This window comes from Paenibacillus sp. EKM301P (assembly GCF_011800295.1).
GTDB lineage: Bacteria > Bacillota > Bacilli > Paenibacillales > Paenibacillaceae > Paenibacillus > Paenibacillus polymyxa.
The window spans coordinates 339,997-355,953 of the sequence record NZ_JAALFM010000006.1; the positions used below are offsets into that span (position 1 = coordinate 339,997).

The 15,957-nt window shown below is 40.0% G+C and carries 12 protein-coding genes and 3 pseudogenes; 4 read left to right on the forward strand and 11 right to left on the reverse strand.

Going from position 1 to position 15,957, the window contains the following annotated elements:
* Positions 1 to 553 precede the first annotated feature (553 nt).
* Positions 554 to 874, forward strand: coding sequence for a hypothetical protein (locus HFD99_RS17165; protein ID WP_016821966.1), 321 nt, complete (start codon positions 554 to 556; stop codon positions 872 to 874).
* Positions 875 to 1,012: 138 nt separating this feature from the next.
* Here HFD99_RS17165 and HFD99_RS17170 read toward each other — a convergent pair whose 3' ends face one another.
* Together HFD99_RS17170 and HFD99_RS17175 are read right to left on the reverse strand one after the other, a co-directional pair.
* A complete protein-coding gene (locus HFD99_RS17170) occupies positions 1,013 to 2,428 on the reverse strand; it encodes a helix-turn-helix domain-containing protein (RefSeq protein WP_017427692.1) in 1,416 nt (471 codons plus the stop codon).
* A 279-nt stretch (positions 2,429 to 2,707) separates the two neighbouring features.
* Positions 2,708 to 3,253, reverse strand: a complete 546-nt coding sequence (locus HFD99_RS17175) for a GNAT family N-acetyltransferase (protein ID WP_019687437.1) — start codon at positions 3,251 to 3,253, stop codon at positions 2,708 to 2,710.
* Positions 3,254 to 3,701: 448 nt separating this feature from the next.
* Here HFD99_RS17175 and HFD99_RS17180 point away from each other — a divergent pair, with 448 nt between their 5' ends.
* Positions 3,702 to 3,914, forward strand: a complete 213-nt coding sequence (locus HFD99_RS17180) for a hypothetical protein (RefSeq protein ID WP_025365052.1) — start codon at positions 3,702 to 3,704, stop codon at positions 3,912 to 3,914.
* Positions 3,915 to 3,963: 49 nt separating this feature from the next.
* On the opposite strand, the gene HFD99_RS25755 is transcribed toward HFD99_RS17180, so the two are convergent.
* From HFD99_RS25755 to HFD99_RS17205, 5 genes and pseudogenes are all read right to left on the reverse strand, one after another.
* Positions 3,964 to 5,100, reverse strand: a complete 1,137-nt coding sequence (locus tag HFD99_RS25755; protein WP_225164763.1) for a fibronectin type III domain-containing protein — start codon at positions 5,098 to 5,100, stop codon at positions 3,964 to 3,966.
* Between the two features lie 235 nt (positions 5,101 to 5,335).
* Entirely contained in the window at positions 5,336 to 6,457 is a 1,122-nt protein-coding gene (locus HFD99_RS17190; protein ID WP_025365055.1) for a fibronectin type III domain-containing protein, read from the reverse strand.
* Positions 6,458 to 6,634: 177 nt separating this feature from the next.
* Positions 6,635 to 6,810 (reverse strand): annotated as a pseudogene (locus HFD99_RS17195) (NucA/NucB deoxyribonuclease domain-containing protein); the annotation flags it as partial.
* Positions 6,811 to 6,813: 3 nt separating this feature from the next.
* Positions 6,814 to 7,247: pseudogene (locus HFD99_RS17200) on the reverse strand (glycoside hydrolase family 25 protein); the annotation flags it as partial.
* Positions 7,225 to 7,697: pseudogene (locus tag HFD99_RS17205) on the reverse strand (phage holin family protein). The pseudogenes HFD99_RS17205 and HFD99_RS17200, both read right to left, overlap by 23 nt.
* A gap of 515 nt (positions 7,698 to 8,212) precedes the next feature.
* Here HFD99_RS17205 and abc-f point away from each other — a divergent pair.
* Positions 8,213 to 9,700 (forward strand): ribosomal protection-like ABC-F family protein, encoded by a 1,488-nt coding sequence (gene abc-f, locus HFD99_RS17210; RefSeq protein ID WP_117289573.1) that lies wholly within the window; start codon positions 8,213 to 8,215, stop codon positions 9,698 to 9,700.
* A gap of 279 nt (positions 9,701 to 9,979) precedes the next feature.
* Here abc-f and HFD99_RS17215 read toward each other — a convergent pair whose 3' ends face one another.
* The gene (locus HFD99_RS17215) at positions 9,980 to 10,660 is read right to left on the reverse strand and encodes an SDR family NAD(P)-dependent oxidoreductase (RefSeq protein ID WP_117289575.1); all 681 of its coding nucleotides are present in this window, start codon (positions 10,658 to 10,660) and stop codon (positions 9,980 to 9,982) included.
* Between the two features lie 144 nt (positions 10,661 to 10,804).
* Between HFD99_RS17215 and HFD99_RS17220 the strand changes: the two genes are divergently transcribed.
* The gene (locus HFD99_RS17220; RefSeq protein ID WP_225164764.1) at positions 10,805 to 11,377 is read left to right on the forward strand and encodes a TetR/AcrR family transcriptional regulator; all 573 of its coding nucleotides are present in this window, start codon (positions 10,805 to 10,807) and stop codon (positions 11,375 to 11,377) included.
* A 350-nt stretch (positions 11,378 to 11,727) separates the two neighbouring features.
* Here the strand turns inward: HFD99_RS17220 and HFD99_RS17225 are convergent, their stop codons facing one another.
* The 3 genes from HFD99_RS17225 to HFD99_RS17235 form a co-directional block, all read right to left on the reverse strand.
* Positions 11,728 to 13,395: an AraC family transcriptional regulator gene (locus tag HFD99_RS17225; protein ID WP_117289577.1), complete on the reverse strand. Its 1,668-nt coding sequence runs from the start codon at positions 13,393 to 13,395 to the stop codon at positions 11,728 to 11,730.
* A gap of 160 nt (positions 13,396 to 13,555) precedes the next feature.
* Positions 13,556 to 14,518, reverse strand: coding sequence for an ABC transporter substrate-binding protein (locus HFD99_RS17230; protein WP_080902362.1), 963 nt, complete (start codon positions 14,516 to 14,518; stop codon positions 13,556 to 13,558).
* Between the two features lie 339 nt (positions 14,519 to 14,857).
* Positions 14,858 to 15,775: a hypothetical protein gene (locus tag HFD99_RS17235; protein WP_016821984.1), complete on the reverse strand. Its 918-nt coding sequence runs from the start codon at positions 15,773 to 15,775 to the stop codon at positions 14,858 to 14,860.
* Positions 15,776 to 15,957 lie beyond the last annotated feature (182 nt).

A 15,957-nucleotide genomic window follows, 5' to 3' on the forward strand; every position in this document is an offset into this window, starting at 1 on the left:
CGTCTTCGTTGGTTGTAGCGTTCGATATCAGGTAACAAAACATTCAACCTCTTCTGTTACCCGCGTTTCTGTATACTATACAGATCAGAACAATGAACGACGAAAGCGGACACAACTATTATGCAGCATTAGCGGAATAGAGAGTTGCCAAAGTTACACTAAACTTTTGCAGAAGTTTACGATGGCGCACGATAAGCCATGGAAAGAATATGGGGGCGATATTCCTGAGCCAGTAGAATAAGACAAGAACAGCAGTAAATTTAATGTGTGTATTCCTAAAAGCCTACGTCGTCATTGCCAAAAGAAATTACCGAAAATTCTCTCTTGAACCAGGATTACCAGTTCGATCCCCCCATTAACCCAGCCTAAACAGACGCATCGCAGTTCGCTCCAACCTCAAACGGCAGGTCATTCACCGCATTGGTGCCCAGATGCCAAAGGCTGAGAGTAGCTGCGAGTTCCCAAAAAAACAGTTATCAATAAAGCGTACAATCGCAACACGTTAGATCCATTTAAACTAATCAGGAAATTATCCAAGTAGGAGGAAATAACCATGGCATTTGAAGGTTATGGAGAAGACAAGCGAGAACATTGGTTTGACTGGCCGTTCCCCTTATCGGTATCAATACTGTATGTGGATGCAGATGTAGATGAAACAGAAACGAAATGGTATCTGATTGACGAACAAGAAAAACACTTGATCCGAATTAGGGATGAAAAGCAAATTGAACTGCTTCATCATTGCATGTATGGAGTCTTGTTAAATGACGAGAAGATCAACTGGATTATTAATAAAAATGGCGGTAGATTTACCTATCACGATAGTGTGCAAGATTTTATCAAATTCCAGAAAGACTACCTTGATACACTATAAGAGGCGTGAACAGTTAAAGCTCTACCGACCCATTAAGGTTAGCAGAGCTTTCTTTTACTTTAGAATCCACCTATTTGTACAAAGGTCTGAACAAGCTGATCATGATTGTGAGCGGGTACGGTTATAAAAAACAAAAAGCTACTCGCAACGATTAACAATGCCATTCTTTTCAACATTACTTAACCACACCTTTTCAATAAGATTGTGAAACTCCATTTTGACTTCAGGAGTCGCATGGACTTGAAAACGCACAAACAGGCCCATACAATTTATAAAGTAAGTTTCATTATTTATTATATGTGACTTTAGCATTGCATACATCAATTGTTTGAAGCCATCATTGTAGTTTCCTCGCTGTAAATAATAATGAGCAATTTCGTAACCAAACCACGCGAAATAGTCTGGCATTACTTGTTGAGTATACATATCATCAGATGTGGGCTGTTCAGAAAACGAATGAATCTCCGCTTCAAAACGAGAAATGACATCATTCACATCTATTCCATATCGGTTAGCCGCTATCATAACGTTCAACAGCTTTGAGAGCTTCTCATTTTCATTATTGGTTGATGTGGCTGCTATATATTCAACATAGGCCGGTAGCACACTAACATCTCCAGACAGAAGCATATTTACATACGTATTACCTTCTGCCCACTGACTGAACAAGTTTACCCAGTATTGAGTATCTTCGTCAGTCTCTTTGACCCAGTCTAATTCCGCATAGGCGTATGTATATTGTAGAGCTTGTTGATAATCGCCTTGGGCTTCACAAACACTTGCACACAACAAATCGGCGTAAGCAATATATCCAAATAGTGGGCCCTTTGTCTCCTTTTCAAGCTCTTGAGAATTTCGTTTTGCCTGATGTTTTATGGAATATTGAACTTCCGCTTTCCCTCTCATTTGCCGTGCCATTTCCTCAACCTTGTCCCATTTACGTAAAGACCTGTACACGTTTGCCAAATCCTTCAATGCGTCAAGCTGCTCTATTTCGTCCAGACGCTCAATATAAGGTTCAAATAGTATGGCTGCTCTTAGATTACGGTTTTGGTCCTCACCAATTTGAATCGTGAAAATACGATATTGGCAAACTGCCAAACGCTCAGAATGTTGGTATTTCTCCGCTTCAGCTACACTCTCATAGAGCAGCAGTGCAGCCGCATGTCGTCCCTGTGCCAATAATTCCTCCGCAATGTCAAAAAGTTTGGGCGAGTAGAGTAGATTGTCCATGATGGTTCCCACTACTCGACGGATCGCACCCAACTTGTCCAACTCTGCACAACGATACAAAAATGGCTCGATTCGTCTCATATTCGGGGACGTGTCGATGATGTAGTTTTCTATAAATAAGTCGTAAAAGCAGCCCGCTGTTAAACCCATAGCCTCAGTCATTAGGTCAAGCTGATTAACAGACATAGACTTATTACCTGTCACAATGGCACTTACTATTCCCCTATTAATGCCTGCGATATGCCCAAATTGCGCTATGCTCAAACCTTCTTGTTGCAGGTATCTGTCTAATTCCGCCCGAATCGTAGGTGTATGCTTCATGCCATAGCCACCCTTCGCTTGAATATTCCATATTTTTTAAAAACATACTTCATTTTTCACCATAATTAACCATATGTCAATATATTATTCGACTAATATAAACATTCAATTTTTCGCATGAAATGAAATAAAAAACTCATCGCATGTCTCAAATAATAGCATTCCACCAACTATAAACGTAAAAATACCCCACTGGCTTTGGCTAGTAGGGTTTCACCGATACTTTCGGATTGCATAACGGGATTCTGTAAATACAATACATTAAATTATCATGATGCATTAGAATTTTGAATAGAAAAATACCGCATTTTCATCTTTGTATTTTGAGTTTGAATAAAGCATAGTGTCCACTGCTCCAATATCAAACCCATTTTTCAAATAAAATCGGCAAGCGAGTAAATTAACATCCTGCGTCTCAAGCGTAAATCCCTGCATTCCTTTTTGTAATGCCCACTCCCTTGCCTTGTTTAACAAGGCAGTTCCAATTCCTTTTCCTCTGCTACTTTCTAATACAATAAGCCTGTCAATAGAAGCAAATTTAGTTTCCTCTACTATCCCCAGTCTTATATGTCCCAAGCATTTCCTTCCGGAATAGTATAAGAAAGCAATACTGTCATTGCTATTAATATATTCATCAAGATCTTCGTGTTCCGGATATTTTGACTCATAAGGTTGTTCATAAAGTTCTTCATGATAACTCCATATGCCATTTTCTAGTTTGGGGATAAGTCTCCCTATGACCATAAAAGGTTGATCTTTGCATTCGTAATCATCCTTGTTATCAAATGTCATTTCAACAATTTCAATTTCTCTAATTTGCTCCAAAATATCTCTCCTTATTGCTGGACTTTAATACTTGATTGGATTCAATTATAGCATGTCTGTCTCGAATATAATTTCAGTTTACTTCATTTCATTCGCCTGTTCATATTCCCCCCTGCTAGACATTATGTATAGTTCCCCAAACGCAAAAAACACTCACTCGCTTGAGCCATAGGGTGTCATCGATGCTGTCGGGTTTGCTCTGTATCCGTCGCGTCAAGTATAATCCGATTGGACTATTTTGTGAATATTAATAGAAGATCTTCTCCTGGTCATATGTACTTTTGATAAATTCACTGATTGCCTGCTAATTGAGTTTGAAGTTTTCTACAAGGAAACAGAATTACTACCTGGTCACAAAGTCCAGACATTTGAATTCCGTGATCATGGTTTACTATTTGAATAGGCTAAAATGAAAACCATCCAGCTTAACAAAAAAGGAGCGATGATTATGAATTTAGAAAGATTCCTAGAAATACATCGCAGGAACATACAAGACAAATTACAAGAGGAACGGCCACGAACTGATGAACAAAAGCAAATAGTGGTAGCATTGTATATCGCCGAAGCGCTGAATCACCGTCGTAATAACCTGACAATGGAAGAAGTCTTGGGACTAACGGAGATATATAGAGATTACCGCCGAACCAGTGCAATGAAGTGATGACATTAAAAAGCTCTGCTAACCTTAATGGGTCGGCAGAGCTTTTAATTTATTTAGAGTATTCACTTACTTCAAACATTAGGATACGATCATACAACATGTAGTCCTTACGGCTACTGAATGGACCTTTATTGTTATCATGTTTATTGATTGCATAGGATGCTGATCCAGAACCAGCTTGTTTGCCTTCGTACCATGCAATAAAGTCATTGACTTCTTTCATACTCAAATCGAATTCTTTCTCCAAGCCAGTTGTCATGGTGACTACTAAAATTGCACGGTTGCCTGATGGTGATTGAGGATTAGTAGGCTCACCAGTCGATGGTTCACCAGGATTTGTTGTACCAGGTTCGCTCGGATTACTTGGCTCTCCCGTTGAAGGATTGTCAGGAGTTGTCGGCTCAGTCGTTTGAGGATCATTTGGCGTAACTGCTACTTCATTGGAAATAACCGTCTCGACTCCGTTAAAAATAGCTACTACTTGAAAATAGTAATTCGTCCCGTTCATCAAATTTGGAATGACATAGTTACCTTCTGTATCTTTTTCTACAGAAATTGAGTCAGAATATTTATTGGGTTGGGTTCCATAATTAATTTTGTAGTTCGTAGCTTCTTTAATTGTATTCCAATTCAACTTAGCAGACGCATTCTGTGGCTGGCCTCTAAGATCTATGGTTTCGAACGTTCCCAGAGTGATCTCGGTAATTGCTAACCAAGACGAACCACCATCACCATCAATTTTTATACCACTATAAGCGCCCTGCTTTACCTTAATAGGGGGTGGCGTTGTATTTGCAGCTTTCAAAGTATGAGTTATACTTTCGCTTATTTGAACCCATTTTCCGTCTTTTAGTCCGTAGATTGTATATGAAACTGCTCTTGGTGGCGATGCATTAGTGGTGATATGGACAAAATTAAACTCAATAGCAGTTGGAAAATTTAATTCAATATTTCCTTTGTAGGTCGCGGCATTCCAAGACGTTTGGATATTTCCATCAATTGCTTTTTCTGCATTGAAATCAGTTGTATAAATCCTGCTTGCTTTTACAGTAGTTCCATCTGGAGGTGAGAATCCTAGCATTCCCTCAACTGTTTTATTCAATGTTGCTGCATGTGTAGCTGATGGTAGTAACATGATGCTGATTAGAAAAAAAGTTAGAACGGTAGTCAAAAATTTTTTTGACACGATTATTAACCCCCTATGAATATCTTCTATATCTATAAAGATAGATTGACACTCTCATATTCTCTAAACATAAACTTGATAATCTACATATTCGCATATTTATTTTTTATGGAGCATTAAAAAGGACACATACTCGTCAAATACCAGTCGACTCCTTCTTGACATCTACTCTAAATTCAAATCGATTAGAAAAAAAGGCTCTGCAAACCAATTAAGGCTGGTAGAGCCTTTAAATTTATTTAGAGTATTCACTTACCTCAAACGTTAAAATACGATCATACAGCATGTAGTCCTTACGGCTGCTGAATGGGCCTTTATTGTTGTCGTGCTTATTGATTGCGAATGAAGCTGGTCCAGAACCAGCCTGTTTGCTTTCGTACCATGCAATAAATTCATTAACCTCTTTCATACTCAAATCGAATTCTTTTTCCAAGCCTGTTGTCATGGTGACTACCAGAATTGCACGGTTGCCTGATGGTTCTTGGGGTGTAGTTGGTATGTCGGGTGATGTTGGATTAGGTGATACTGGCTCAGGTGACGTTGGATCTGGATTAGGCGGTTGATTACCGCCTCGTGGCGTTGCAATTGCTTCGTTTGAAACGCTAGATTCCTTACCTTTAACAGTAGCACTTACAACAAAATAGTATTTTGTTCCATTAGTCAAACTTGGAATAACAAAGTTGCCGAAAGTGTCTTTAGTAGCCGTTACGGTTTCCGTGTATTTTCCAGATTCTGTTCCATATTTAACTGTATAACTATCAGCAAGATCAACAGGCTTCCAATTTAGTGTTACTAGACTATCACCCGGATTCGCTTTCAAATCCAATGGAGTGTTGATATTTAAAAATATACCGTTATCATCAATATCAATTGCATCTATCTGTAAATAATACCCGGATTCTCCGCTGGAAATAGTTACAGTATGATATCCCAATGGCAGATTCATTTTTTCAAAAACAATAGCTTGATTAACTTCCGACACTCCATTAGCAGAATATTTTTCTGTAACTCCATCAATGGTTATTGAGTTATTAGAAGCCCTATTTTGTTGGATAATATCTATGATACGAATTTTTGTCCCATAGAAATTAAATTTAAGACTTGCTCCCCCGGCTCTAGTATAATGAGCAGAACCTTTATATAAACTGTAACCTTGCCTTACATAACTTGATACACCCCAGCCACTTGAATAAGTGGCATTAATATCTGCATCATCAATACGCATCCAACCTTTTTCTGGTGTAGTTAATGCTTCACCAACCGAAGCAGCAGATACTTGTGCTGGTGAAAAGGCAATAAGTATGTACAACAACATTCCAAACAACATACCGATTTTTGTTTTTAAATTTTGTTTCATAAAGTTTATTCCCCCTATTCGATCTATCAAACAGATACTAAGGTAATATATTCCTTGAAATGTGTCTAAACATAAACTTGCTAATCTATAAATATAATCTAAATATTTGCATATTTATTTTTTATTGGGTATGAAAAAGGACTCATACCAGCTTCTATACTGGTTGAGTCCTTATCTTTATTTCACTATGAATGTTACCTTTGTTCCATCAGCATACATATCTAACTGATGACTTACCCATGATCTTGCTCCCCGGTTATCACTAGGGGTTATGTATCTGATATCAGCACCTGCACCACCTTCGGCGCACATAGCATCGGCCATTCATCCCGGTCATATCCTTTTTTAGTTGGATAGGCGAATGCATAGCCTGTATAGATAATGGGCTTGCGTCCTGTAAGTCGCTCCAGCTTGAGCAGGAAGGCCAAAGCTACAGCACTAATAAGTGTTTTGGACAAGTTGCCAGGATTGTTTTCATAGTCCATTACAGGCGGCAAGTCCAGTGATTCCCACCACCTACTTGTTCCAATACCTCTGCAAAACGCCTTGCTTCCGCTTTCGCTGCCTCAACACTGGGTGCATCTAGGAGATGGTATGCTCCCAGCAATACGCCCGTTTCCTTAGCCCCTTTGGCATTTGTAATGAATGTCGGATAAACGTAACGCTGACCCTGACTGGCCTTGATGAAGACAAATGAAATACCATCTTCCTTGACCGCCTTCCAATCAATCTTTCCTTGATAACGGGATACGTCGATCCCTCTTACATTACGACTGTTTCGTCGTTGCATCCTCTTTCTCTCCTTCCTTACCACTTTTACTTTTCAAAACTTCTACGGCCTATCGGGCCACGAGAGGGATAGGTGCGCCGAGTCTGCCGCCATTCTCTAAAATGAACAGCAGCTCATTTGCCATATAAAAATAGGCGACCGCATCCCGGAATAGGTGCGAAACGCCTAAGACTCCATTAATCAGATGGGATACTGCTACCATTGCAAAAATAAATACTTTTCGAGCGATGCCGACGAAGACCAATCTTACTTTTTAAATTTGGTTCGGTTCCCTTCTCACCACCTTCTGCACCAGCAGCAAATAATCCAATCACATAATCAATAATAACCAGAGTAAACACCGCCCCCAATACTCCCGACCACCCACCGTAAAAATACGTCACAACGCTAACTAAAGTGGCACTGAATTTAAAAATCTTCCACTTATCCAACCTTCTTCCACCATCTCAGCTCAGGAAAATTATCCTGACCCCTCTTCGTTTGGTTTCTTTCCCTTCAATTACTGTTCATTTATCTCTGCTAATGCATTTCCTACCGTAATATCCAAACCTATAGGTATTTCTTTCTGGCGTGCTGGTTGCAAAGCAATGACAGCAGAAGATTGTTGAATAACAGTAATCAATCTAAATAGCATGTCGATCTACGCAAGGCTTCAGCCTAAACGGAACTAACACAGGTTGTAGTTAAATTACTATTGTGATAAACTGGATGTAATTTGATGATGGGAGTTGAACGGATACATGTAGAACTTTCTTGCCTCGAGATCACGAAGAGAACGGACGCAGCGATTGGCTGTGGTCGTTTTATTTCATCTCTGCAAGAAAGGTCTGCATTTCGTTTGCGCTCCCTCTCCGGACAGTCATACGGCCCTTTAGAATGGGGTCTTATTTCCTCGTATGGATTAGAGCCGCAAGAAAGCACCTTTCTTGCGGCTCTTTTTATTTCCAAACGAAAGGATGATTGCCATGCCCGCCATTCAGGTAACCAATCTTACTTTTGCCTATCCAGGCAGCTATGACCCTATATTCGAAAATGTTCATTTTCAAATTGATACAGACTGGAAGCTGGGCTTTACGGGGCGAAACGGTCGAGGTAAAACGACGTTCTTAAACCTGCTGCAGGGGAAGTACGAATACAACGGTACGATCTCCACACCAGTTGCCTTTAATTATTTTCCATTTCCTGTCGAACACCCGGAGTATTTGACCTTAGATGTCGTCGAAGAGATCGTACCAAGCTTTGAGAACTGGAAGCTGATGCGTGAACTGAACCTGCTTAAGGTTTCAGAAGACGTGTTGTACCGACCATTCGAATCGCTGTCCCAAGGAGAACAGACGAAGGTATTACTAGCCGTGCTCTTCATCCAAGACAATCGATTTCTGCTCATCGACGAGCCGACCAATCATCTCGACTTGCACGCACGCAAGCTTGTTGCCGATTATCTGAATACGAAGCGCGGTTTCATTCTTGTTTCACACGACCGGGCTTTTCTCGACCGCTGTGTGGATCATATTCTAGCGATCAACAAAACGAATATCGAAATCCAAAAAGGCAACTTCTCCAGCTGGTGGACGAACAAAACTCGCCAAGATACATTCGAAATGGCACAAAACGAAAAGTTGTACAAAGACATACAGCGTTTATCAGCTTCCGCTAAACGTACTAGTAGCTGGTCTTTCGAGACCGAAAAATCGAAAAACGGCACACGAAATTCCGGTTCCAAACTTGACAAGGGGTACGTCGGGCATAAGGCAGCCAAAATGATGAAACGCTCAAAATCCATTGAACAGCGGCAACACACTGCTTTAGAGGAAAAATCAAAACTGCTCCGAAATATCGAACAATCAGAAAGCCTTGCGATCTCTCAGCTCGTGTATCCCAAATCGGAACTGGCGATGCTGGATCACGTCACGATTTACTACGGGGAAAGAGCAGTTTGCAAGAACGTTAGTCTGACGATTGAACCAGGAGATCGGATTGCAATTTCAGGCCCAAATGGTTCAGGTAAGTCTAGCTTGCTTCACCTGCTCAACGCTGAGGAGTTGCACTATACAGGTACGTTTCAACGGGATCCGCAGCTTCGCGTTTCCTATGTATCCCAGAATACATCTCATTTGCGAGGTACGCTTTCCGATTATGCAGCAGAGCACAGAATTGACGAAAGCTTGTTTAAGGCCGTGTTGCGTAAGCTAGATTTCGCCCGCATCCAGTTTGAGAAGGATATATCGGCGTTCAGCGGCGGGCAGAAAAAGAAGGTTCTGATCGCGAGAAGCCTATGTGAGGAGGCTCATCTGCATATTTGGGACGAACCGCTCAACTTTGTCGACGTGATTTCCCGGATGCAAATTGAGGAGCTGCTGCTTGAGTACACGCCAACCATTGTATTCGTGGAGCATGATCGGGAATTTCATGACCGTGTCGCCACGAAAACGATTGAACTCGGTGGGGATTAGAATTTTACAAAGTGACTTGGAGTAAGACATAATTTTAATGGCAGAAAGCTTAGCACCATAACTTTTATAAAAAGAGAAAAGATTGAACTAAAGGCACGCAATAGTTAAATCAAACATCGGCAGTCTAGGATTTTATTTTTTCGTCCACGGCTGCCGATGTTTTTATTGAAGACAGTTTAATAGGCTTATATTATTCTACAGCGGGCTCGCTTCTTCTGCTCTACTCTCCCTGTCAATCCTATAAGATTTTTAAGACATCCACTTATCTCTTTTATTATATTAGTTTGACAATTTGGTTGGGTTAATCTCTTGTGGGAAAGTATCTTCAAAACAATCCTTTTTCTCATATAAATTGTACCAAGCCTCAGCAATAAGATCTGGATCTCCAGCCGTACCTGCTTGTATGACAGTGCCAATTGAAAGATGACCGACATATATGCCTTTTTCTTTCAACTCAAAATGCAAATTTGTAGCATAATTACGAACACCACTCATTACCATACCAACATTTCCAACAGACGGGTAGGAAACCATTGCAGATATTCCGGTGGTCAATAGAATTGCACCCGAAGCATTATTTATCATATCTGGTATTACTTCATTCACAGAAAGAACGGCAGGGAGTAAGTAACCTTTTATCTGTTCTAACACATCTTCTGCTGTTGTTTCTAACACATGCTTGAAATGCGTAGGTCCTGCATAGGGGCTGAATTCCAAAACATCAATATGACCAAAGTCTTGTTTAACAGCATCTAATGCTTGTTTTAGTACTGGCAAATCCCTGACATCCGCTACATAAGATTTCGCTTCAATATTTAGCTTCTTTAGTTCGTTCACGATTATGGCCAATTTCTTAGGGTTACGCGAAATGACAGCAACCCTAAATCCTTTCTCCCCAAATTTTTTTGCAAGGGACAACCCCAATCCAGGTCCTGCACCGATAATTGCTATAGTCTTCATTTTATACAAACTCCTTTTTTTGTGGTATACATATAACAACACGTGTTGTTTTAACATCTTAAATTCAATACACAAAACGAACAACCAACAATATAGTTACCAATGTTGCTATAGCAACAATATTAAAGAATTATTGGGTTAGGAGTGAATCAATTGGGGACAAAAGTAAGAAATTTACGAACAACTTATACTAAGGAATCTTTAGTTAACGCTTTTTTTAATTTAGCAACTAAGAAGGATTTTGAAAAAATAACAGTGGCAGATTTAACAGAGGGAGCGCAAGTAAATCGAGCTACTTTCTACGCACATTTTAACGATAAGTACGATTTATTGAATTACATTATGGGAAATTCCGCTTCAAATGCTATTGCAAAACGGACAACAGGATCAATAAAATTGGATCAAGAAAGTATAAGCCAACTTGTTTTAGCTGTTTGTGATTTTTACCAACAACCGAGATTACAATGTCGCCAAAGTAATATAAGTTTAGTAATACCCCAATTAAAAGAAAAAATATTGAGTGAATTGAAATTGTATTTGCTTAAGAGCATAGAAAACTTATATACCGATATGGAAAAAGATCTATTCGTATCTATTTATGCAAATGTAATCCATGAAGCTGGTTTTTTATGGGCTTCTGGAAAAGCAAAATTGAACAAAGAAGAAATAGCTAAGAAAATTTCGTTATTCGTATTAGGTGGGCAGAACTCTCTTTAATGCTGGCTTTTACCCACTTGCTTGATTCTTTTCATCCTCTCTCCTACCAGATAAGAAGCAATAAAAAAACACAAGCATTGCGCTTGTGTTTTTTTGATGCAGCCCATATCAGATTACTCTCGAATTTTCGTAGCAATTTTCATCAATTCGTCAAAAGTGGTTTTTAAACTGTGCTCTTCATCCACTGTTGTTTTATGCGAGCTCCCTGCGCTAAAATTGAGTACATTCCTCGTTAATCGAGTTATGCTGGTTAAGCGCTGTCCGCGATCAGGCGAAAACGCCTTTGAATGGTGTGCGTAGCCTGTGACGAAAGTTGAATTAATAGTGTTTAGGGTTTAAGCCTCCTCTAATCACTTAATTTTCTTATTAAATATATACGGTAGCACCTCTAGCAACCGTCCTCGCGTAATGGGATCATCATAATTCCATGTAGTATCCACAAAATGAGTGTTACCGTTACTTAAATCGGCTAAAGCCGCGATATGTGAACAGTGAGCAACCGTTTGCAATTCCTGGCGAGGAGCCAAGACGAAATTGCGATCGCCAGCATAGTGATTTATTTGATGCTGCTGAATTTCTATCCATGCTTGCCCTTGCTCGATTAGGTGCATCACATTGGCAGAAGGACGAAAGGCAAGAGATTCGTACAAGGTGGCAGCCAATCCGCTCTGGCCCATAATATAAAGTTTTGTACCAAACTTGAGATAAACAGCAGCCGTCTCTCCAGCAACATAAGCATCTGCTAATTGCCTACGTAACCATCTTACTTTGTCCTCATATCTGGTAATCCATTTCTCCGCAGCGTTACTACGTTCAACTAGTTTAGCGATATACCGTAACCGTTCAAACAGTCTAAACTTACTGTTAAGTATAACAGTAGGAGCGATCGTATCTAGTTTCTGCAAATCTTGTTCAGGATGCACATAGCTAAGCAATAATAACTCCGGCTGTAGTTGTGCAATTTTATCTGGATCTGCCCAATACCCAAGATTATGAATATTTCGCAACTTATTGTGATAAATCACGTTATCTTTCATGATCGAGATGGCCGCCCCTATAGGGGGCATGGCTAAAACGAGTAATTCTCCAAGCGTAAATTTGCCATCAGTCACGATACGTGTTGTATCTTTAGGAACTTGAATCTTTCTGCCAAATGAATCGATAATGGTTCTCTGCCCAGCACGAAAATGAATATTAGAATACTCACGCGGAGTGTGTCCAGTTAATTTATGAAAGCGCCGACTGAAATAGTATTCATCCTTAAACCCAATTTGTCGAGATATTTTGCCCAATGTCTCAGTGGAATTACATAGAAGCTCTTTTGCATGGTTTATACGTAATTGGACCAAATAATCATTTGGTTTTTTGCCAGTCATTATTTTAAATTTTTGACTATATTTCCATCTGACCATTCCAGCCATGGTAGCAAGTTTTTCAACTGTCAAGTCCTCATCATAATGCTGTTCCATATACTGTACGGTTTGTTGAACCAAGTTTATCTTATCATTGTTCTGCAACTGGGAAACTTGCTCATCGAGCTGAGCCATCAACCCCAGAATGAGCTGAAGTCTACCTTGCATCATAGCCATTTCTGATGTGGATGGAGAGGAACAGCATTGGTTACTTATCCATGCTTCTTTCCCTAATACTCGATTGACTTGAGAAATTAACAGATTATAGGGAGAACCACAAAGCAAAGGTGGATGAGCAACCGGATTCAAAGTCATTCCTTCTACTTCAAAGGTTTCAAAGATAAAGCGTACAAGCTGTGCCTCTTTGTTGCTTGATTCCATAGTATAGCGCTGTACAGGCAAAATCAGAATGCAGCTTCCTTGTCGCAGATCGATTGCAATGTTGTCTACATACAGCCGTATGCCGTGACTGAGTGCTATCAATAATGTGCATAAATTGGTTTCATTGTCATTCATCCCCTCATTGTGGCCGTTCGCTGGAATTATCTGGTCAAATCGAAACCTATCATAGTGTTGCAGCCTAATATACAGGGGTGCTAGATTCATAAGCAACTCTCCAACAATTGAAAATGAGAATCATTATCGTTATTGTAACATATAAAGACCTGCTTTCAACTATAAACTATAGTTCAGCTTTTAATAGTTGGAGTATGTACTATTTTAGAAAACTAGCGATATAAAGAACTGAATGTGCCAAAATAATTTCTTACTGTTGGTCCATCCATTGTGGCATCTGTTTAAACAATTGCTCCAAAGCTAACAAATTATCTGTATTCCATTCACTAGGAATAACATGAACATTTCCCTTTTGAACTGCAGGCAAAGTTGCCCATATCGGTCTTTGGAGCAGTCGGTCAGCTTCTGTTTTACTTTCACCATCATCTTGTACAACTACAAACAAATGATCACCAGCAAATTCTGAAAGCACTTCTTCTGAAATATTAACGAAAGACACGCCTTCTTTATCAAGAATATTCTTCTTTACAGCTGGTGGGACGGCAAAACCGTTCTCCCCATAAATAATAGCACCCAGGCTACGATCGCCCATAACATAAAGAGTTTTACCCAACTGGTAGAAAATTGTCGCTGTCTCCCCGTCTGCTAATTGAAATTTATCAAACATTTCTTTCGACTGTTCTTTATACTTAGCAATCAATTGAGCTGCCTCTTCCTGTTTGCCAAAGATATTTCCCATCTCCTTTACACGTTCTGTATAAGGAAGAGCTGGGTTAAAGGGGATAGTAGTAGCAATTTTCGACAATGCCTCATTATGATCTGCTTCTGCTTTGTAATAACCATTAATAATCAGATCGGGTTTTAAACTCAGAATCGTCTCTAAGTCACCCGGGTTTCCAACATCAACGATTCCTTCAAGTCTACCTTCATAGTAACTAGGAATATCTTGGGGAAGGTTATTACCAACAACCGGGATGCCCATCGCCAAGAAATCACCAATTGTCTGGCCAATATAAACCACTCGTTTGGGATCTGCAGGTATTTCAACCTGTTTACCTGTTATCGTTGTATATTGAACAGTTTTCTCACTTTCCTCTTTCTGTTCATCAGACACGCTGCTATTAGCATTAGAAGTACTGCATGCCGATATTATCAACAACAGGAGGAAACTCCCTACCCAGAGTATAATTTGCTTTCCATGTTGTTTCTTCACACTTGTTGCCCCTTTCCTTCTCTCTAATAATTGAAAATGATTATCATTTAAGGCATTATTATAGGTTGTGTGAAAAGGGGAAGCAATGAAAAAAACGCAACGGTTTATTTGGAAAAATGTCAATGATCGTCCCACACAAAACATCTGTTCTTTTATTTCATTTATAACTAAACAGATACGAATGAGATATATTTTAACAAATCCTCATGGTTTAGTTTATTGAGCTACCTCAACAAAGCCTCTTCTTTTGTTTCCCGTTTTACGGTAACTTTCCCCTCTAAGCCTTCCTCATCATGGTCCGTTCCTCTTCCAACATGAGATCCTTTCTAAAGGAAGTCTTTATGCATAGGTATACTCCGGTCCCAATCGTTCGATAACTCGATCCAACTGTCTGGTTAAATAAGGCGAAACGTCACCAATGCCAGCTACTGCTTCTAACAAGGGAAAGGGTTGTCCACCCCACGGGCCTTGTGGATCAAAGACTTGTCTACCGATTCGCAAGCCTCCTGTTTCCTTGAAGATGTTCAATCGTTCCAATCCTTCAATAAGCAGCCCGACCGGCAGCGTTTTGTTCCTACGTCGGGACCATTCTGCCAAGAAGGACATACCGCGTAATATATCATATTCAAAAAACCTCGGAAAGCAAGGCTTCAGCCATTCCATATCGATGACGCTTCTATTTTGTTTAGAACATACAAGACGATGCTCAATTAAATAACGTGCTCCTTCATCTAAGAAAACGGCTTCCTGTTCAGTAAATTCACGATCTGTATGCCATAAGATAGCTTCAAGCGGAGGAAGTGTTGAAACAATAGAGCTCTTTTTAGAATGAGTATAAGCTTCAGGGTCGCAGTTCAGCCCGCCATCAGGTAACTGATGCTTTAAGAGCCATTCGCGAATCCAAGGCAGTTCCTTGTCCAAATCACAGCCATACGCCATTAGAATCATATAGTATACGGCAAGTTCACAATGGCAGCAATCCAACTTCATCTTGTCACTTTTACTTGTTGGATGGTCATCGGCGGATATGATGAAGGTCGGCCAGACCTGAGTTTCGAGTAAATATTTTGCTCCGACAATAGCAGACTCGGGAATTAGTTTCACCTCTCCCATTTCATAAAGAGCAGCCATATGCCACCAAGCTCCATCCCATTTTCGACGGCTGCACTCGCCGTGAGTCATCCCCAAATGCGAAGTAGATTCAAGGAACTGTATAGATTCTTCGATTGCTAAACGAATATTTTGATTTGTTTCCATCTGGGTATCTCCTTTTTGATTATCTCTACTTCACGCTTCAGTTAAGCAACGCCTCACTTCGTATAACCTTCCACTTTTAAAAAATTCGATATGTTATTAAACTATCCTGCCCGTTCGTATTATGAGATCAACCAGTTCTTTCTGGTTGATCCTTTTTTCATTTGCATAGAGGATTAAGGTAG

Excerpts from the sequence above, each read along its gene's own strand:
- HFD99_RS17165 (WP_016821966.1), top strand. The coding sequence starts at position 554 with ATGGCATTTGAAGGTTATGGAGAAGACAAGCGAGAACATTGGTTTGAC.
- HFD99_RS17170 (WP_017427692.1), bottom strand. The coding sequence starts at position 2,428 with ATGAAGCATACACCTACGATTCGGGCGGAATTAGACAGATACCTGCAA.
- HFD99_RS17180 (WP_025365052.1), top strand. The coding sequence starts at position 3,702 with ATGAATTTAGAAAGATTCCTAGAAATACATCGCAGGAACATACAAGAC.
- HFD99_RS17190 (WP_025365055.1), bottom strand. The coding sequence starts at position 6,457 with ATGAAACAAAATTTAAAAACAAAAATCGGTATGTTGTTTGGAATGTTG.
- abc-f (WP_117289573.1), top strand. The coding sequence starts at position 8,213 with ATGCCCGCCATTCAGGTAACCAATCTTACTTTTGCCTATCCAGGCAGC.
- HFD99_RS17215 (WP_117289575.1), bottom strand. The coding sequence starts at position 10,660 with ATGAAGACTATAGCAATTATCGGTGCAGGACCTGGATTGGGGTTGTCC.
- HFD99_RS17225 (WP_117289577.1), bottom strand. The coding sequence starts at position 13,395 with ATGAATCTAGCACCCCTGTATATTAGGCTGCAACACTATGATAGGTTT.
- HFD99_RS17235 (WP_016821984.1), bottom strand. The coding sequence starts at position 15,775 with ATGGAAACAAATCAAAATATTCGTTTAGCAATCGAAGAATCTATACAG.